The 19,036-nt window shown below is 47.1% G+C and carries 15 protein-coding genes; 7 read left to right on the top strand and 8 right to left on the bottom strand.

Annotated features, from left to right (window positions below; all coding sequences use genetic code 11):
* Positions 1-229: 229 nt before the first annotated feature.
* The 6 genes from VFC92_09020 to panB all read right to left on the bottom strand — a co-directional run bounded on the left by VFC92_09020 (position 230) and on the right by panB (position 6,425).
* Entirely contained in the window at positions 230-733 is a 504-nt protein-coding gene (locus VFC92_09020) for an endonuclease domain-containing protein (protein ID HZK08329.1), read from the bottom strand.
* Between the two features lie 257 nt (positions 734-990).
* Positions 991-1,452 (bottom strand): pyridoxamine 5'-phosphate oxidase family protein, encoded by a 462-nt coding sequence (locus VFC92_09015; GenBank protein HZK08328.1) that lies wholly within the window; start codon positions 1,450-1,452, stop codon positions 991-993.
* 1 nt (position 1,453) lies between these two features.
* The gene (locus VFC92_09010) at positions 1,454-1,801 is read right to left on the bottom strand and encodes a phage holin family protein (protein ID HZK08327.1); all 348 of its coding nucleotides are present in this window, start codon (positions 1,799-1,801) and stop codon (positions 1,454-1,456) included.
* A gap of 29 nt (positions 1,802-1,830) precedes the next feature.
* Positions 1,831-4,671 carry a hypothetical protein gene (locus tag VFC92_09005; GenBank protein ID HZK08326.1) on the bottom strand — a complete coding sequence of 947 codons (2,841 nt, stop codon included), beginning with the start codon at positions 4,669-4,671 and terminating at the stop codon, positions 1,831-1,833.
* A complete protein-coding gene (locus VFC92_09000; GenBank protein ID HZK08325.1) occupies positions 4,668-5,372 on the bottom strand; it encodes an RNA pseudouridine synthase in 705 nt (234 codons plus the stop codon). Before VFC92_09000 ends, VFC92_09005 begins: the two co-directional genes overlap by 4 nt.
* A 222-nt stretch (positions 5,373-5,594) precedes the next feature.
* The gene (gene panB, locus VFC92_08995) at positions 5,595-6,425 is read right to left on the bottom strand and encodes a 3-methyl-2-oxobutanoate hydroxymethyltransferase (GenBank protein ID HZK08324.1); all 831 of its coding nucleotides are present in this window, start codon (positions 6,423-6,425) and stop codon (positions 5,595-5,597) included.
* 163 nt (positions 6,426-6,588) lie between these two features.
* Here panB and VFC92_08990 point away from each other — a divergent pair, with 163 nt between their 5' ends.
* From VFC92_08990 to VFC92_08980, 3 genes are all read left to right on the top strand, one after another.
* Complete coding sequence (locus VFC92_08990) at positions 6,589-7,563, top strand: hypothetical protein (protein ID HZK08323.1); 975 nt, start codon at positions 6,589-6,591, stop codon at positions 7,561-7,563.
* Between the two features lie 387 nt (positions 7,564-7,950).
* Positions 7,951-10,032, top strand: coding sequence for a heterodisulfide reductase-related iron-sulfur binding cluster (locus tag VFC92_08985; protein HZK08322.1), 2,082 nt, complete (start codon positions 7,951-7,953; stop codon positions 10,030-10,032).
* 124 nt (positions 10,033-10,156) lie between these two features.
* On the top strand, positions 10,157-11,392 hold the full coding sequence (locus VFC92_08980; protein HZK08321.1) for a 6-phosphofructokinase: 1,236 nt from the start codon (positions 10,157-10,159) through the stop codon (positions 11,390-11,392).
* Between the two features lie 218 nt (positions 11,393-11,610).
* Here VFC92_08980 and VFC92_08975 read toward each other — a convergent pair whose 3' ends face one another.
* Both VFC92_08975 and VFC92_08970 read right to left on the bottom strand, forming a co-directional pair.
* Entirely contained in the window at positions 11,611-12,570 is a 960-nt protein-coding gene (locus VFC92_08975) for an NAD(P)-dependent oxidoreductase (protein ID HZK08320.1), read from the bottom strand.
* Between the two features lie 77 nt (positions 12,571-12,647).
* Positions 12,648-13,877: a hypothetical protein gene (locus tag VFC92_08970; GenBank protein HZK08319.1), complete on the bottom strand. Its 1,230-nt coding sequence runs from the start codon at positions 13,875-13,877 to the stop codon at positions 12,648-12,650.
* A 102-nt stretch (positions 13,878-13,979) separates the two neighbouring features.
* Here VFC92_08970 and VFC92_08965 point away from each other — a divergent pair, with 102 nt between their 5' ends.
* From VFC92_08965 to VFC92_08950, 4 genes are all read left to right on the top strand, one after another.
* Positions 13,980-16,397, top strand: coding sequence for an MMPL family transporter (locus VFC92_08965; protein ID HZK08318.1), 2,418 nt, complete (start codon positions 13,980-13,982; stop codon positions 16,395-16,397).
* Positions 16,398-16,495: 98 nt separating this feature from the next.
* Complete coding sequence (rfbA, locus tag VFC92_08960) at positions 16,496-17,353, top strand: glucose-1-phosphate thymidylyltransferase RfbA (protein HZK08317.1); 858 nt, start codon at positions 16,496-16,498, stop codon at positions 17,351-17,353.
* A 114-nt stretch (positions 17,354-17,467) separates the two neighbouring features.
* Positions 17,468-17,914: a DUF6508 domain-containing protein gene (locus tag VFC92_08955; GenBank protein HZK08316.1), complete on the top strand. Its 447-nt coding sequence runs from the start codon at positions 17,468-17,470 to the stop codon at positions 17,912-17,914.
* A 76-nt stretch (positions 17,915-17,990) separates the two neighbouring features.
* Positions 17,991-18,968: a polyprenyl synthetase family protein gene (locus VFC92_08950; GenBank protein ID HZK08315.1), complete on the top strand. Its 978-nt coding sequence runs from the start codon at positions 17,991-17,993 to the stop codon at positions 18,966-18,968.
* The last annotated feature ends 68 nt before the right edge of the window (positions 18,969-19,036 follow it).

The following is a 19,036-nucleotide window of genomic DNA, read 5'->3' as shown; positions in this document are numbered from 1 at the left end:
ACTCTTCTCGATTTTGTTAATAAACTCACCCGCATTGCTGGTGTGTCGGCGGCTCCCCCTTTAGGGGGCTGGGGGGTGCGGTTGGCGGAGAAACCCACTCACGATTCCTGGCCTTTTACTTTCTATTATTAAACTACTCTTCTCGATTTTGTTAATAAACTCACCCGCATTGCTGGTGTGTCGGCGGCTCCCCCTTTAGGGGGCTGGGGGGTGCGGGTGACAGTCACCTTTATGTGGCTGACTTTTCCTGAAGCATCAATAATTCCTCGCACTTCTTTTTGATCTTTTCTAAAACTTTTTCATAATCATTTAACACTTCTTCATTAGAAAACCGCATTACTTCTATTCCGTATTTTTCCAACTCAGAAGTTCGACCAATATCTCTTTGTCTTTGTTCTTCCTCTAAATGAATACCTCCATCGATTTCAATAACTAACTTAATCTTATGGCAATAAAAATCAGCAATAAACTGGCTGAGGGGATGTTGAAATCTAAATTTTAATCCAAGCAACTGTTTATTTCTCAGACCTTCGGAAATTTTCTTCTCTGCATCAGTCGGATTAAATCTCAATGATTTAGCACGCTCAAAAATTAAAGATGAGGCATCATAGAACATCTTTTTTTCAATCGTGTTTTTTAACCTTGCCATACTAAAAAAATTAAAATTAGCTTTTCCACGCGCACCCCTTAATCCCCTAAAGGGGAAACCCACCCGCGATTTCTGGTCTTTCACTCACCCACACTTATTGTGCGTCGGCAGCTCCCCCTTTAGGGGGCTGGGGGGTGCGGTGGCAGAGACAATAGATGCTATTTACCCCCGCGCACCCCTTAATCCCCTAAGGGGAAACCCACCCACAATTTCTGATCTTTCACTCATCCACACTTATGGTGCGTCGGCAGCTCCCCCTTTAGGGGGCTGGGGGGTGCGGGCGGAATCTTCAGAATTGTTTTTCTTAAAGAGTTTTCTTTTATAAAAACCCTCTGTAATTCTTAATACCCGTACACCCGGCCTTCCCAATGCTTTACTTCCACACGCCACACCAGCACTTCGTTGATGGAGGGCGCATTGTAGGTAAATTCTTTGCCGGTATATTTGCGCATGACGCAATTGAGCGCCTCCACTTTTTTGTCGTAATCCTCCACAAACTTTACCTGACCATAAGCGCGCACGCTGCGGTATTTCATGCCGTAGCTGCACGCCACCTCTTCGTTTTGCCACCGCAGATGGCGGTCGGAAGTAAAACAAATGCAAACGTTGGGGTTATTACGCAGCGCGTCAACCTTACGCCCATTTGGTGCGGAGTGCAGATAAATGTCCTGATCTTTCAGACCGAAGTTCATGGGCACCAGGTAGGGCATCCCCTCCTGATCCACCATCGATACAAAACATTCCTGGGCTTTATCGGCCGTGTCGAGGATTTCCTGAATATTGGAAAGCATACGTGATTTCATATTATCTTTTGTTTTTATCGTCCAGATTTATCATTAAATTCATCAACGAAACGATGATGCTGAAAGCCATTGCCCACCAAAATCCGGCAATATAAAATCCAGCAACAAAGTGTGCAGCAAGCAGTGCCATCACGGCATTGATCACCAACAGAAAAAAACCAAAAGTAAAAATGGTGACGGGGATGGTGAATATGACCAGGATGGGCTTGAGAAAAGTGTTGAGCAGCGCCAGAACCAATGCAACCAGTATCGCCGACAAAAAATCCTGTAATGCTACGCCAGGCAGCAGCCATGAGGCGACAACCACAGAAAATGAGGATAGGAATATTTTTAAGACAAATCGTATCATATCGTAAAAATAGATTGCGAAAATAGGATTTATAAACTATCGAAACTCACCGAAAACAAAAACTCACTTTGCCAGTCGGAAACCTGGGGGCGCCACACCAGGCGATAACCCAGCTCTACCGGTGCCGGCAACCGCAATAGATGCACATCGAAGAACAACTCCACACCGGCAGATTGCCAGTCGGTGTGGGCCCCATAATAGGTGCCCAGCGCGTAATCATAAAACACATTGGCCTTGATCCGTTTCAGATAGACCAACGACCAAATGCTAAAGTCGGGACAGGCAACCGGAAATTTATAATTAACAGCAAAACTGCTCACCTCGCTGGCAAAAAGCTGTGACCAGCCGCGCGGAAAACGGACCATGTCTTCGTAGAGTGGGCTGCTGTCGGCACGTTTCTGATAGCCGGCGTACAGATTAAAACTATGGTGACGCAACAATCCGGGGAAATAGAGCCGACCCACCGCCGAGAACATTGCGCCAAGCGTGTCGCTGGCAAAAGGGGAAGTCTGCAAACGCAAATCCAGGCTTTGCCCCCACCGCGGGTGCATATCCCAATCTGTCGATTTGATCTGGTTGGAGACCGAAAGACGATACGTCAACGCTTTGTAATTGCTACGCCTGAACGAAACTGTGGCGTCCGCATCCATGTCGTGCTGCACATATTCCAACGTGACGGATGGTTGTACAAACCGCGCCCACTTGCCACGGGTAATATTTAGCGGCAATCGCACGGTGGTGGCGAAGTTGGTTTCCATCCAGCTAAAGTCGATGCGTTGGGGGGTAGTATCCAAAAACGAAGAACGCCGCCGGCCATACGAAGCCGAAAAATCGAGCACCGGATACCAGCCGGCATAGGTAAACCGCGCGTAATATTTGCCGGTCTCCTCGTTCAAGTTGTACTCCCATCCCAATTCCGCGAAAGCGGTACTCAGCACATTTTGCGAAAATAACGACACGCCGGGTTTTACGTCGTAATTATCCACATCAATAGCCAACGGCGCCCAGGAATGGAAATTAAAAAGATGCCCAAGCCGTGAATAATTACGGATGGCATACGCCGAATCGGGAATAAGTGCCGGCACGAGCATAGCATCAGCCTGGTCGGCCAAGGGCTGATAAAGTTTCACGCTGTGATCCGTTACCGATGACAAAGGCAATGGTTTTAATGAATCACAACTTAGCGTAGCAATCTCAAAACCATCGGCGGTATAATTTTCAAAAATGAGGGTGCTCCCATTTTCATAAAAAGATGGATTGCCCAGACCATATTTAACATCAGTAAGTTGAAAAATTTCATGCGAGGGCAGCAGCAGCATGTAAAGATTATCCACGCCCGACCAGGCGCCAACAAAGAGAATGGTGTCGCCGTGCATTGTAGGCTGCCCAATGACGGTAAATGTGGTATCCATCAGATATTGCAAATCACCGGTAGCGGTTTCGGCCAGCACCAGCCGGTTTCCGGCATCGCCAATAGAAACTGCCACGATGTTCTCGTGATTTTCTGAAAAGGACGAGGTTGTAAGAAATTCATTGTTGGGAGTGGCAAAAGATTGTACAATCTTACCATCAGCAGTCTGCATCACCAGTAGCCGATACTGCTGATCTTCGGTCACCTCTGTAACGATCAGCAATTCTCCATCATCAGAAAGCGATGGCGAAAACCAGCGTGTTTTTTCAGTTACCGTTCTCACAACGCCCGTTTTTATATCCAGCATTTTTATAACTGAATAATTCCGGTTTTCCCAGCGAGGATCAAACACGCGCTCCGACCAGGCAAGCCGTCCGCCGCCACAAGTCAACGAGCCAAAATCGTAGTATCCGGGTGTAAAAAGCACCTGCTCGTCGCCATTGCCATCGATAGCTACAAAACGTGCGATTTCATCGAGTGAGCGCTTTTCGGCAACGATCATCTTTTCATTTACATAAAAAGGATTTATGTAATCTGTGAAAATCCTCTTTTCAGGCGATTGGATGTCTTTGGAAACCTGCTCCGTTGCAGCCGACCTCTGCTCCCACTCCGTTTTCAAAGCTTCCATTTGATGGCGATAATACGAAGTCTTGTTTTTTTGGGTCACATCCCTGATTCCTTCCGAAAACGGGACGATCATGTAAGGCCTTCTTCCTACCTTATCGAGCGTATGATTCCACAATTCAGTTCCATAGTCACGACGCCCTGTTGCCACCAGATGATAGCCCAAAATGTAGCAGTTGGGCGTAAAATCGCGATAGGAACCAAAGACAGCTTTATCGTAGGAATAAAGGCCTTTTTCGAGAAACTGTGCCCGTAGCGGCATAGCAAAGGAAGGCGAACGTCCGCGCCCGGTGTTGCTCAGCTCCGTTTCGGCCGACACCGCGTCACCTTCCAGAAACCACAACGGCAAATAAAGCCCCAGCACGGCGCCGGTAGCCTGTTGGCCAAAAACGTAGGTAAGCGCACGCGTCAGCCCCTGGTTGAGTTTGTCGATCTGTACAATGTGCCGGTACTCGTGCAGCGCCAACTGCTGAAACCATTCCTGGCCGTAGCTGTCGTCAGGCGGGATGGTGTAAAAATCCATGCGGCGCGGAGCCCACACCGTCATTGCATTGGAGATGGCCGTTTGGTTATGAAGAATTACGGGGATACGAGGCGGAGCGCCATGGAGCGAGATGGTGTCGAGTTGCGCAGCGTATTCCATCACATTAGCAATGTAAAGCGCCGTTTTCTGATAAGAATAAGGAAAGATGATGCGAAAGTTTTGTGTTTTTATCTGACGAAAATCGACCGAAGCCGGATCCTGACCAGAGCTGTAATACTGCGCCTGCAGCGGGGATGCCAAGGTTGTTGCCAACAGGCAAAGCAATGCCAAGCGCAGCAATCGTGCAATCATGCTTTAGGAGTTTCCTGTTGACTGGTGAACTTACCAAAAAAATCCCACAGCGGATCGACGGGCAGCGGCGCCACAATGCTTACAAGATCGCCCTTTACGGGATGGATAAACTCGAGGCTCCGCGCATGCAGATGAATGGATGCATCGGGGTTGGAGCGCGGGAAACCATATTTCAGGTCGCCTTTGATGCGGCAGCCAAAAGCCGCAAGCTGTGTGCGTATCTGGTGATGACGCCCCGTGAGCAGCTCTACCTCCAGAAGATGATAGCGGTCGCTGGAGGCGATGTGCTTGTAGTCGAGCTCTGCGTAAGAACTTTTCTTGTTGCGCTCGGTGGCAATAAAAGATTTGTTTTTGGTCTGGTTGCGCCACAGATAATCTACAAGTTTGCCTTCGGACGGATCGGGTGCCTTGTCAACGACAGCCCAATAAATTTTGCGCACCTCCCGATTTTTGAACATACTGTTGAGCCGTGCCAGCGCCTTACTGGTTTTGGCGAATATCACCGCGCCACTCACCGGACGGTCGAGCCGGTGCACCACACCCAGAAAAACGTTGCCGGGTTTGTTGTATTTTTCTCTCAGATAGTCGCGCACCACATCGCGCAGGGTCGAATCGAGTGTGATGTCCGCCTGGATGATGTCTCCGGTGATTTTATTGACAACAATGATATGGTTATCTTCGTATAAAACTTCGTTAACCATGGGTTTAAATTTTTGGATTTTTAGTTATTAATCAATAATTTTTACGTGCTCTTTTAAAACAATTAAAAATTAAAAGACACTGAAAACAAATCATTAAAAGCTGACATTCCGCTCTTTTTTTCACTTTTCAAACCATCACATAAGGTTTGATTGATTAGTTTTTAAATTTTGTAATTTATTAATTCCAGCCTTTTCAGCCAGGGCTTTAAAAAGCGCTTACTTTTAATATTGCTCCCGATCGTTGGGGAAGTCCCGCGTTTTCACATCAGTAATGTATGATTTGACAGAACCCTGGATTTCTTCATAAAGATTGTGATAACGCCGCAGAAAACGGGGCGAAAATTTTTGTGTAATCCCCAGCATATCGTGCAGTACAAGCACCTGACCATCCACGCCGCCGCCGGCGCCTATGCCGATGGTAGGAATTTTTATTTCGTTGGTGACCTGCTCTCCTAATTCTGCCGGTATTTTTTCGAGCACCAGGCTAAAGCATCCGGCTTCTTCCAAAAAGTGAGCGTCTTCTATCAGCGTGCGTGCTTCGGCAGCATCGGTTGCACGCACCGTGTAAGTTCCAAATTTATGTATCGACTGTGGGGTAAGCCCCAGATGCCCCATCACCGGGATGCCTGCCGAAAGGATGCGATCGACACTTTCTATTATCTCGCGTCCGCCTTCCATTTTTATGGCGTTGGCGCCCGACTCTTTCATAATGCGGATGGCCGACTGCAACGCCTCCTTGCTGTTGCCCTGGTAGGTGCCAAAAGGCAAATCCACCACCACAAGCGCTCGCTTCACGGCACGCATCACCGACGAGGCGTGGTAAATCATTTGATCGAGGGTAATGGGTAAAGTGGTAGTGTGACCAGCCATAACGTTGGAAGCCGAGTCGCCAACCAAAATTACGTCGATGCCAGCATTGTCGAGAATGCCGGCCATCGAAAAGTCGTACCCGGTAAGCATGGCTATCTTTTCATTTTTCAGCTTCATCTCCTGAAGCACGTGTGTTGTGATCTTGCGGTACTCCAACCGCTTTTGTCCGCGATCTTCGTTCATTTCTTTCTGTTTTTGGTATTGTGGTTCGCAGCGCTTAAGCGCAATAATAAAATTTAAACAGTGCCGTTAAGCTTTTTGTTAATTTGCAAATCTACAAAGTTCCTGATAATAACGCCAGAACATACGCTTACTGAACCTCGACACCATGCTAAAAAAATTACTGTTGCTATTCCTAATCCCTTTATCCATCATATTTTCGTCATGCGAAACGGATGTTGATGTGAATGCCGAATGGAAAGAAATCACCATCGTTTATGGATTGCTCAACCAGCAAGACGCAACACATTACCTTCGCATCAACAAAGCTTTTTTGGGTGGCAATGCATTGGAAATCGCTAAAATCGCCGACTCTTCGAGCTATGGCGGATCGCTGGAAGTAAAACTTCAGGGCATCAATCTCAACAACAACCAGATGATGCAGGAGATCAGTTTCGACACCGTTACCATCAACAACAAAGACTCGGGTGATTTTTACAATCCTTACATGCTTGTTTATAAAGCCAGCGCGCAACTCGACCCCGATCTCAGCTATTCGCTGCTAATACGCAACACCACCAATGACCGTGAAATTACCGCACAAACGAAACTCATCAACAGCTTCGCTATCACCAAACCACCTTCGGGCGGCAGAGCTAATTTTGTTCGCAGCTTCACCACCGAATTTGCCTGGCGCAACGCTGTGAATGGAAAACGCTACCAACCCACCATCCGCTTTCATTATATGGAGTTACCGGCAGGCAGCTCCGACACCATCCATAAGTTTATCGACTGGAAACTGCCCGTTCAGTTTGCCGACGATATCTTCGGCAACGGCTCCCAATCCATCGCTGTGAACAATGACGCCTTTTATTCCTTCATCAACAACAACGTCAAACCTCGCGAATTCAGCGGCAAACGGTTTTGTAGCACTATCGATTTTATGGTTACAGCAGCCGGAATCGAATACGACACTTACATGCGCGTCAACGGGCCCTCCGGCAGTCTGGTGCAGGACAAACCCGAATACACCAACATCAACAACGGCTTTGGTGTGCTCTCAAGCCGCCTGGATATTACCAAAGAGCGCCATCTGCACCCCCAAGCCGAAGATGAGATAATGCTGTTGGAGCTCGGCTTTGTGAAAAACCTGAATCTTTAAGCTTTAGAGAGCTGGTATTTAAAAAGGTGCGAAGCGATGCGATGTTTCTATTCACAGAAACTTTTTGAGGAATGTCGGCTTCGAATAAAACCTTTCCCATTCTTACTTTTTCGTCCATTCTATTTTCACCAGGCTGCCGCGATGCAAATCTCGACCAAGAAGACAGAATATCAGCACTAAAACAAACTTATCAGATTCTTGCAGCGCCTCATTCCGTCTCTTAGATCCGAAATATTTCCAACATTAATTTACACTTTGTTTAAATTTAAATTGTAAGGGCTTTATTATGAAAATGATAAAACTTCACCTAACATTTTGCACGTGGTGATACGCTGTAAATACTTAATATTGTAGCCTTTAAAAAAGCATTAACTAATCAACAAAACCATGACACACCAGGTCATTTTCATCATCATCTTCCTTCTCACCATCGGCCTTTTTGGCTACACGGTCTCCAAATTTATTGCCTATTTCCGCCTCACCCGCCCCTTCCCCATCGGCAATATCCCCAAGCGAATTGGCATCATGCTGAAGGTGGCCATTGGGCAAACCAAAATTTTCCGTTTTCCATTGGTGGGACTGGCGCATGCGCTGGTTTTCTGGGGCTTTATGATCGTAGGTTTCGGATCCATCGAAATGGTGATCGACGGATTGTTTGGCCTGGAAAAGTCACTCTCTTTTCTTGGCTGGTTTTACGATTTCATGATGGCCTCTGGCGATATCTTTGCGCTTCTGGTGGGTGTTTCCATCATCGCCTTCCTGGTGCGCCGCCTGGCGATGCACATCCAAAGATTTAAAGGCATCGAGATGAAAAAAATCTCTAAGATCGATGCCAACCTGGCGTTGCTTGCCATCCTCTTTCTGATGGTGTCGCTGCTGGGCATGAACACCTATTACCTGGCACTGCATCACAACAATGCCGAAGGGATTTATCCCATAAGCCGCCTACTGATGGGCTGGTTTGTGGATGTTAATCCTGCGAATTTTGCGGCAGCTAACTTCTGGTTTAATTTCTTCTGGTGGGGGCACATCGTCACCATCTTCATTTTTGCCAACGCGTTGCCCTACTCCAAGCACTTCCACGTCTTTATGTCGATACCCAACGTTTTCCTAAGCCGCCTGCAGCCATTGGGCAAGCTCGACAATATGGAAAATGTAACACGCGAAATAAAGCTCATGCTCGACCCGCAAGCGGTTGTTCCGGCCACCGACGACGAAGAAACCATGGAGCGCTTTGGCGTAAAAGATGTCCAGGACATCACCTGGAAAAACTATCTCGACTCGCTCTCCTGCACCGAGTGCGGACGCTGCACCTCCGTTTGTCCGGCCAACATCACCGGCAAGCTGCTTTCGCCGCGCAAGATCATCATGGATACACGAGCCCGCATGAAAGAATTTGGACCGCTGCTGGTGAAGAAAGGAAAAGACTACGAAGACGGACGTGCGCTGGTGCGCGATTGGATCACCGAAGAGGAGCTGTGGGCATGCACTACCTGCAACGCCTGTGCGCAGGAATGCCCGATCAACATCAACCATCCCTCTCTTATTGTCGACCTGCGCCGCTATCTGTTTATGGAAGAATCGGCAGCTCCAGGCGAACTCAACAGTATGTTTACCAATATCGAAAACAACGGTGCGCCATGGCAATATCCGCCCGAAGACCGCCTGAAATGGGCAACGGAAGTCGGCCTGGAGGTGCCGGTGATGGCAGAGCTACAAGCCGGCAGGCGCAAACCGGAATATCTGGTGTGGATTGGCTCGTCAGGCGCTTTTGATGACAGGTATAAAAAAGTGAGCCGCGAGTTCATTAAAATCCTCAACCATCTGGGTATCGACTATTGTTTGCTGGGCACAGAAGAAACCGATACCGCTGACTCAGCGCGCCGTGCCGGAAACGAAATGCTTTACCAGATGCAGACACTTCAGATCATCGAGACCTTTAAAATGTATGAAGTTGAAAAGATTATCACCTGCTGTCCGCACGATTACAACACTTTCAAAAACGAATATCCCGACTTTGGCGGCAACTATGAGGTGTGGCACCATTCGCAGTTTCTGCAGAAACTAATAGCCGAAGGCAAGCTAAAACCCGGCAGCGATAAATTTGCCGGAAAGCGCATCACCTTCCACGATCCGTGTTATCTGGGTCGCGGCAACGGCGAGTACGAAGCGCCCCGTCGTGTGATAGAAGCTGTGGCCGGGAAGCCTTCCGAGATGAAGCGCAACCGCAGCTTTGCCCTTTGCTGTGGCGCCGGCGGCGGACAGATGTTCAAAGAAGCCGAAAAAGGCAACAAAGAAGTCTTTATCGAACGCATCGAAGACGCCATCGAAATTCAGGCCGACATCGTGGCAACAGCTTGCCCGTTCTGCATGGTGATGATGACCGATGGAATCAAATACAAAAACAAGGAAGATTCCATGCAAAACCTCGACATCGCAGAGCTGGTAAGCCAAAGCCTGGGGTTGTAAACAAGGACGAAAGCCGGGTTGCGGGTTGCGGGTTGCGAGTTGCGAAGGACGATTAACAATTAACGATTAACAATTAACATATTAAGAATCTGTAATATTAAAAAAAATAACCAATAAGCGAAAGATGAAAAAAGCAATAGCAATCCTTGCTGGCGGCGGTCCGGCACCTGGCATCAACACCGTCATCAGCACCATCGCCAAAGTATTTCTACAAAGCGGCTACCGTGTTATCGGGCTGCACGAAGGCTTCAAAAGTCTCTTTTCCGACAATCCAATAATGGAAGACATCAACTTTGATAAAGCCGACCAAATTCATAAGATGGGCGGATCGGCTTTGGTGATGAGTCGCAACAAACCCAAAGACAGCGAGTTTAGAACCGATTTTTTTGCCAAAAACAACGTCAAACTTCTTGTAACCATTGGCGGCGACGACACTGCATCAACAGCCAATCGCATCTCAAAATTCCTGGAGGCCAATAACATCAATATCCAGAACATTCATGTTCCTAAAACCATCGACAACGACCTGCCACTGCCCGAAGGCTCGCCGACCTTTGGCTACGAATCGGCCAAGCAGGAAGGAGTGCGCATAGCACAAACGGTTTACGAAGACGCCCGCACCAGCGGCAACTGGTTTATCGTGGTGGCCATGGGGCGCGAAGCGGGGCATCTGGCTTTCGGCATCGGCGCAGCCTGCCATTATCCCATGATCATCATCCCCGAGATGTTCAACAAAACCGATATCACCATCCGCAAAATCGTAAAACTGATTATCTCGTCAATGGTCAAACGCAAAATCCTGGGAATCTCCTACGGCGCGGTGATGATCAGCGAAGGCGTTTTTCATTTTATGTCTGATGCCGAAATCGAAACTACCGGAATCAACTTTACTTACGACGAGCACGGCCATCCTGAGCTGGGCAACGTAAGCAAAGCCCACATCTTCAACATCCTGGCACAGCACGAGTTAAAACGTCTTGGAGTGAAGATAAAAAGCCGCCCTGTGGAGGTTGGTTATGAGCTGCGCTGCGTGCCTCCGGGAGGTTACGACCTGGTATTATGCGCACTGCTGGGCATGGGCGTCAAAAAACTCTTCGACCAGGGCGCTACCGGCTGCATGGTGACCGTGGATCCTAAAGGTGACATCTTACCACTCTACCTCAAAGATGTAGCGGATGAAAATGGCAAAGTGCGCCCACGTCTGGTCAACATTAATTCGCAAAAAGCACAGATTGTCTATAGCTTCAATCAACAATACCTCACCGAGGAAGACTACCCTCAGGCCTCCAAAATTCTTGAAAATCCGGAGGAATATGACTTTTATAAAATTCTGAACTGGGAAAAGATCAAGATCGACTAAAGCTCACCAGCCCTCAGTCTTTCAGTATTCAGCCGGCAGTTCTAAGTCCACAGCCTTCAGTCGGCATAAAATACAGCGGGCTTTCGCCAAAAAAAATAGATGGAAAGAAGTGTGGGCTAAAGCCCGCGCATTTCTGGCAGGAATACCTGACCCCCGCGCTAAAGCGCAGGGTTAGTAAAATGCAAAGCAATTTTGGATTTGATAGAAATAGTTGAAGGTCACTCAGCTTTTTCCCCAAACAACCGGCTTACTTTATCCACAATCGTTTTGGCCAGTTTGTAATTGGATTCGTGGGTCCAGCCGGCAATGTGCGGCGATAGCACCACCCGGTCGGAACGGATCAGCCAGGTAAAATCTTCGGGAAGACTCTGCTGATCGAGCGCCTCAAAGGATAGCTTTTCGTATTCGAGCACATCGAGTGCAGCGCCAAGCACTTTTCCGGCTTTCATCTGCTTAACCAGATCGGCAGTCTTTACATTTCGCCCGCGGGCAGTATTGATCAGATAAATATTCTTCCGGAACTTTTTCAGATAATCCTCGTCCACCAAAAAGGTTGTTTCGGATGTCAGCGGCAGATGCAGGCTCACGATGTCGGCATCATCAAAGATAGTTTGCATATCGCTTTCGCGAACGAAGTCGTCGGAGTAGTCGGATTTATATTTGTCGTAGGCAATTACATTAGCACCAAAACCCTTGAGCACCCGTGCAAAAGCGCCGCCCATATTTCCATAGCCAATGATGGCCACCGTTTTGTCTTTTATCTCTATACCGCGGTTTTCTTCGCGCAGCCAGATTCCCTGCCGCACCTCGCGATCGGCAATGCGCAGCCGGTTCATCAGCATCAGCAGCATCCCCACAGCATGTTCGCCTACCGCATCGCGGTTGCCTTCGGGCGCATTGAGGCAGGCGATACCAATGGATTCGGCGTAAGCAACATCTATATTTTCCATCCCCGCTCCTACCCTGCCGATAAATTTAAGCTGCCGCGCCGCCTTGAGCATCTCCACATCCAGCTTTATCTTTCCACGGATGATGATTCCAAAATATTGATCAACAATGCGCAGGTAATCGTCGTGTGAATATTTGTCGAAATAATCGCATTGGTAACCCATCTGCGTAAGCTCTTCGGTGAGCACAGGATGCGCCGTATCAATAAAAAGTACTTTTCGTGATGTCATAGAAAAATGGAATTTTGACGAAAGTAAAAGAAATCAGGCAAAAGGAACATCTATTAATTCCAAACCCGGCAACTTTATCATTTAGGGCTTTTTATCAGAGCGTCATCTGCTTTATGAACAGGCACTATTTTGCCCTCCACATTTCCCAACGCTTGCGAAAGTATGGCAGAGGCTTCTTTGAAAAGATTTTCGGTAGCGTGCTGAATCATGGCACCATCGGAGGGAAACTCCTGCTTGCGCGATCCAATCAGAGCGGCTGATTCCGGGCTAAGTGCGTCAAGATCGCCTTTGAAACGGGCATAGCGATGCGTAAAATTTGATACACCCTGCACAGGTTTTCGAAGCAGGATTTTTCCATCCGGCACCGACACCAGCAACACGTCGCCAAAAAGCTGAATCGACTTTTCCTGTAGATATTCGCTAACGTAACAAGCCAAAGTTTTAAATTTTGGAATTTCTAATTTTAGTCCGAGGCTGTCGCGAAGAAAATCTCCTTGCTCGTCGAGCCTGTATGCCAACCCATCCTGGATCTTAACGGATTCTGCATACGCAAGTTCACCGGTTTTATCGAGAGCTATTTTCACATCAGTAATCCGAATTTCGGCATACAACCGATAAGGATCAGGCTTTTTATTTACAAAAAAAACATTGCTTGTGCTGTAAGCGGCAAGATCACTTTCGGTGATAAACTCTGCCATGCCGGGAGGTAACGAATAAGAATAATCGAGCTCAATCTGATAATAAAGAGGAGCCGGCGCGGTGCGATGAAGGCTGTCGAGAAGATGGGCAGTACGGCGATAGTTGCTATCGAGAGAGTTTACAATTTCGAGGCTACGCATCGCATCAATGCGCTTGTCGTTCAACAGGTGGCGCTCAGCCAGAGTATATTCATACAAACACGCTTTCTGACGCGTCTGAAAAAGATAGGCAGAGTAATCAAATGACTGAAAACCAATTTGCTGATGCACTGCCTTGGGCAAAGCAGCAATTTTTTGCTGGCGGGTGTCGAGGCGTTGATAAGCTGTGTAAACAGGAAACCAGATATCCGGTGCTCCTGAATTTAATAAATTAATAATTGTAGCGCTGTCGGCGGTATTGGCCTGGTGGTAAATATCACCAAGTCCGGCGATTGTCTTTGGTGAATAGCTTTTTTGTATCTTTTTCAATAGCACATCAATGGCATCGTCGTATCGCTGTTGCTCTGCAAGCTGCTTAGGGGAACTGCATCCGGCCAGGATCAGAATAAAAATAAATATTATTGGAAATCGTTGCCAGGCAGGCGATTGGGGGTGTAAAGTGTTTTTCATTATTAAACAATTTTTTCTATTCGGCAGATAAATTATATTTTCGGAATCTTTTTCGTGTGAAAAGCTTGAAAGTTACAATTTTAGTACCAAACGACAAACCACATGTGGACATATCTTGCCCGACTCATTCTGCGACGACGATATTGGAATCTCTCCATTATTTTAATACTCACAGCTTTCATGGCCTTTCAGGCGCGGCACGTTACCATGTCGTACGAAATGACGCAGATGCTGCCACCTTCCGACAGCACCAGCATCCTTTACGAGGAATTTAAAGAAACCTTTGGCCAGGACGGAAGCGTGCTCTTTATTGGCGTGCAAGACACCAACCTTTTTGAGCTCGACGAATTTAACGCCTGGTACGATCTCACCAACAGCATCCAGGCCATCGAAGGGGTGGAAGGAGTTTTGTCCATCAGCCAACTGTATTATCTGCAAAAAAACGATTCACTTAAGAAATTCGACTTCCTTCAGGTTTTTAAGCAAAAACCACAATCGCAGCACGAACTCGACAGCACCCTGCAGGTGGTAATGTCGCTGCCTTTTTACGACGGGCTGCTCTACAATTCCGAAAATCATTTTACCATGATGGCCGTCACGCTCGACAAAGATGTGCTCAACACCAAAGAACGCGTAGGCCTGATTTATAAAATAAGGGATACCGGCAACGCTTTCGCGGAAAAGTTTGGCGTAACGGTTCATTATTCCGGGCTGCCTTTCATCCGCACCATTACCGCCAATAAGATTGAAAATGAGCTGCGGCTTTTCGTCATCCTCGCACTCGTGATTGCCAGCACGCTTTTGTTAATATTTTTCCGCAACTGGAAAATCGTCCTGGCAACTATGCTCATTGTTTTATTTGCCTTAGCCTGGGTACTTGGTGTATTGGTACTTTTCGATTACAAGATTACAATTCTCACCGGTATTCTGCCGCCATTGCTCATCGTTATCGTGGTGGAAAACAGTATCTTTTTACTTAATAAATACCACGCCGAAATCATCCGGCACGGCAATAAGATAAAGGCGCTAACCCGTGTTGTAATGTTTATTGGTAACGCCAACCTGCTTACCAATATGACAACTGCCGCAGGTTTTGCAGCTTTTATCGTCACCGGAAACGAGGCACTCGTCGAATTTGGAATTGTAGCTTCCATCAGCATCATGGTGGCCTATTTACTTACCCTCTTTTTAATACCGATATTTTTCAGCTTTCTTAGTCCACCCAAAAGTAGCGACACAAAGCATCTCAACAAAGGCGTGGTAACCACGCTGGTAAATGGAGTAGTAAGAATTGTGGAGGGGCATCGCACTGCAATTTACGTTGTAACCGGCGTGCTGCTGCTCACAAGTTTTTATGGGATTTCGCTGCTGAAGACTACCGGACGCATCGTCGACGACATTCCGCGCCGCGACCAGTTGTACCGCGACCTGGAATTTTTTGAGAGAAACATAAAAGGTGTGATGCCGCTGGAGATTACCATCGACACACAAAAACCCAAAGGTGTGCTGCGACTAGCTACAATAAGCAAAATAGAAGAACTGCAGGTTTTGCTGGCCACATATCCTGAGCTTAGCAGACCGCTTTCGATTGCCGAAATAGTGAAATTCGCAAAACAGGCTTTTTATGGAGGCAACCCGGCAATGTACTCGCTGCCCAACAACCAGGAGAAAAATTTTATCATGCGTTATGTGCCACAACTCGAAGGCAACAAACGCAGCATCATCAACACCTTAGTGGACAGCACCATGCAAAAAACGCGTATCTCTGTGCAAATGGCCAATATCGGCACTAATGAGATACAGCGCATCCAAGACGATTTGACTCCAAAAATTGATTCGATTTTCCCACCCGCCGATTATCAGGTAACCATCACCGGCACCAGTGTAGTGTACCTTAAAGGAACAGACTATCTGGTGAAAAACCTGATGCAGAGTTTGCTGCTGGCGCTGGTAATTATTGCCATCCTGATGGGAATGCTTTTTTCGTCGCCACGAATGGTACTCATCTCGATGGCGCCCAACCTGATGCCGCAAATTATGACAGCTGCCATGATGGGCTTTTTCGCCATCAGCGTAAAGCCGTCAACCATTCTTATCTTTTCGATTGCTCTGGGTATTTCGGTGGATAACGCCATCCACTTCCTTTCGCGCTACAGGCTGCAACTGCGGCTAAACGAGTGGAACATCAGGATTTCGGTGATCCGTGCTTTGCGCGAAACAGGTTTCAGCATGATCTATTCGTCAGTGGTGCTTTTCTTTGGTTTTATCATCTTTACACTTTCGAGCTTTGGCGGCACCGAGGCGCTGGGCTATCTCATCGCTTTTACGCTGCTTATTGCTTTACTCTCGAATCTCTTTGTGCTACCTTCGCTGCTGCTCACACTCGACAAACGCATTACCACACGCCGCTTCTCCGATCCGTTGCTTGAGATATTTGATGAGGAGCTCGACATAGAACTTGATGATTTGGAAATAGAAAAAGAAACATGGCGTCCACCTCTTGATCAGCAGGACTACTAACAAACTGGATAACGATGCCATCAGGAATCAAAAAGAATTGTTGAAATAGGATCATTTGAATTGTTAATTATTCATAGCCCAAATAAGAACATATTGATATGAAAGGAATCATCCTCGCCGGCGGCGCCGGTACACGCTTGCATCCGCTCACACTTGCCATGAGCAAACAGATGATGCCCATTTACGACAAACCGATGATTTACTACCCGCTTTCGGTGCTGATGATGTCGGGCATCAAAGAGGTGCTCATCATCTCTACACCAGAGGATTTGCCCAATTTCGAACGGCTGCTCGGCGACGGCTCACAGCTCGGATGCCAGTTCTCCTACAAGGTTCAGGAAATTCCCAACGGGCTGGCGCAGGCTTTTGTGCTTGGCGCCGATTTTATTGGAAACGAAAAAGTGGCGCTCATCCTTGGCGACAACATCTTTTATGGATCAGGCTTGCAAACTTTGCTGCAAAGCAACAACGACCCCACAGGAGGCACCGTGTTTGCCTATCACGTTTCCGACCCTCAGCGTTATGGCGTGGTGGCGTTTGACGAACATAATAAAGCTATTTCCATCGAAGAAAAACCTGCCCAACCTAAATCGAATTATGCGGTGCCGGGATTGTATTTTTATGATAATTCGGTGGTAGAGGTGGCGCGTAACATCAAACCCAGCGCCCGCGGCGAATACGAAATTACCGACGTAAACCGCCACTATCTGGAACGCGGCCAGCTCAAGGTAGGCATCATGAGCCGTGGCATCGCCTGGCTCGACACAGGAACCTTCGAGTCGCTGCTACAAGCGTCGCAGTTCGTCGAAGTAATCGAACACCGCCAGGGCCTTAAGATTGGCTGCATCGAAGAGGTAGCTTATCGTATGAAATTTATAGACGCCTCGCAGCTCAAAGAAATTGCCCAGCCTTTGCTGAAAAGCGGCTACGGCGAATATTTGATGAATATAATCTAATGTGAGATTATTTTAAAAAAACATTTTTAATAACAGAACCAAAGCCTAAAAATGTAAAAATAATCAGCAGGATTGAAGCTGTGGATTTGTTAGTTCATACTGAAAAAAACTACTATGGTATTAAAAGAGCACGATTACATTAGGATAATAAATGGTTTTACAAAAAAAGATTGGATTCCACTGCTTGAAATAATACCAAAGATTGAAAAGGTTGAAAAATTCGGTGATGACACAGAAACGATGAAACTTCTGGAACAAGGAATAATTTCTATGGATCCTTATGAAGAACATCCGATAGTCGATCAGTTCCGTGATGTGGTTTATTCTATACCAATTATGATTGATTTTCATTGGGGTGCATGGGACGAAGGACGCCAGATGGTTAGTGATGAAAACTTTGATTATGACAGCATTGATATTACCACCAAGTGTAAGATAATAACTGCAATTGTGAGGAACGACCGATTTTGCAGTGGCCGATTAGTCGAAGCATTTGACTCTGGAATGATGCAAAAAGTCTTGAAATCTATTCGGAAACAATTGAAAATTGGGAATTTGTAATTCAAATTAAAGAGATAACAAAAGGCATCGATTGGGATATCAAACTTAGAAGACAAAATTATTTAAAAATAAGGAAATGGAGCATTTTGCAGATTTTAAAAAGATAGTGAATGACGCTTTAGTAAAAGCTGATCTTAGCGGCACACCTGACCAACTTTACCAGCCCATTCGCTACACAATGGAAGGTGAAGGCAAACGGCTGCGACCGGTGCTGATGCTTGCAGCATGCGATCTTTTTGGCGGCAAGCCCGAAAGCATCCTCGACGCAGCCATCGGCATTGAGTTGTTTCATAATTTTACGCTACTCCACGACGACATCATGGACAACGCCGATCTGCGGCGCGGCAAAGATACAGTCCACCGAAAGTGGGACAACAATACGGCCATCCTTTCGGGCGACACCATGTTTGCACTTGCGTATCGCTGGATGCTAAAAACAAAACATCCACAAATCGCTGAGATGCTCGACACCTTTACACAAACAGCCATCGAAGTGTGCGAAGGCCAGCAATATGATATGGATTTTGAAGAGTCGCCTGTAGTTACTATTGCCGAATATCTCAACATGATTCGGCTAAAGACAGCAGTATTGCTGGGATGCAGCCTCAAAATCGGCGCACTGGCCGCCAACGCCACCCCACGCGATACACAATTGATTTATGATTTTGGTGAAAATATCGGCATCACCTTCCAACTTCAGGACGACTTGCTCGACACTTTTGGAGATGCAAAAAAAACAGGCAAAATTCCTGGCGGCGACATCATTGCCAACAAAAAAACATATATTTTCCTGAAGTGTCTCGGGACAGCCGACGCCAGCGATCGCCAAAAATTGCTTGGTTTTTATAATCCAAACACAAATCACAACCCGCAACAAAAGATCGACGCGGTGACGGAGCTGATGCGGAAATATAATACCGAAGAGCTTGCCAGGCAGGAAATGGAGCAATACTATGCAAAATCGATCCACCTGCTCAATCTGTTAAACGCTCCGCGCGAAAAAATAGAATCGATGCTGGCTTACGCCGAATGGCTATACAGAAGAGATCATTAATTTCGGCTTGGTTCGGCTTGGTTCGACTACGCTCACCAGCCACCGCTCACCAGCCGACGCTCACCAGC

It is taken from the genome of Bacteroidales bacterium (genome assembly GCA_035647615.1).
GTDB lineage: Bacteria > Bacteroidota > Bacteroidia > Bacteroidales > 4484-276 > SABY01.
The sequence above is the reverse complement of the archived record's forward strand: the minus strand, read 5'-3'. Positions and strand labels throughout refer to the sequence as shown.

Excerpts from the sequence above, each read along its gene's own strand:
- panB (HZK08324.1), bottom strand. The coding sequence starts at position 6,425 with ATGAACGAAGATCGCGGACAAAAGCGGTTGGAGTACCGCAAGATCACA.
- VFC92_09000 (HZK08325.1), bottom strand. The coding sequence starts at position 5,372 with ATGGTTAACGAAGTTTTATACGAAGATAACCATATCATTGTTGTCAAT.
- VFC92_09010 (HZK08327.1), bottom strand. The coding sequence starts at position 1,801 with ATGATACGATTTGTCTTAAAAATATTCCTATCCTCATTTTCTGTGGTT.
- VFC92_08965 (HZK08318.1), top strand. The coding sequence starts at position 13,980 with ATGTGGACATATCTTGCCCGACTCATTCTGCGACGACGATATTGGAAT.
- VFC92_09005 (HZK08326.1), bottom strand. The coding sequence starts at position 4,671 with ATGATTGCACGATTGCTGCGCTTGGCATTGCTTTGCCTGTTGGCAACA.
- VFC92_09015 (HZK08328.1), bottom strand. The coding sequence starts at position 1,452 with ATGAAATCACGTATGCTTTCCAATATTCAGGAAATCCTCGACACGGCC.
- VFC92_08975 (HZK08320.1), bottom strand. The coding sequence starts at position 12,570 with ATGACATCACGAAAAGTACTTTTTATTGATACGGCGCATCCTGTGCTC.
- VFC92_08970 (HZK08319.1), bottom strand. The coding sequence starts at position 13,877 with ATGAAAAACACTTTACACCCCCAATCGCCTGCCTGGCAACGATTTCCA.
- VFC92_08955 (HZK08316.1), top strand. The coding sequence starts at position 17,468 with ATGGTATTAAAAGAGCACGATTACATTAGGATAATAAATGGTTTTACA.
- rfbA (HZK08317.1), top strand. The coding sequence starts at position 16,496 with ATGAAAGGAATCATCCTCGCCGGCGGCGCCGGTACACGCTTGCATCCG.
- VFC92_08950 (HZK08315.1), top strand. The coding sequence starts at position 17,991 with ATGGAGCATTTTGCAGATTTTAAAAAGATAGTGAATGACGCTTTAGTA.
- VFC92_08985 (HZK08322.1), top strand. The coding sequence starts at position 7,951 with ATGACACACCAGGTCATTTTCATCATCATCTTCCTTCTCACCATCGGC.
- VFC92_08980 (HZK08321.1), top strand. The coding sequence starts at position 10,157 with ATGAAAAAAGCAATAGCAATCCTTGCTGGCGGCGGTCCGGCACCTGGC.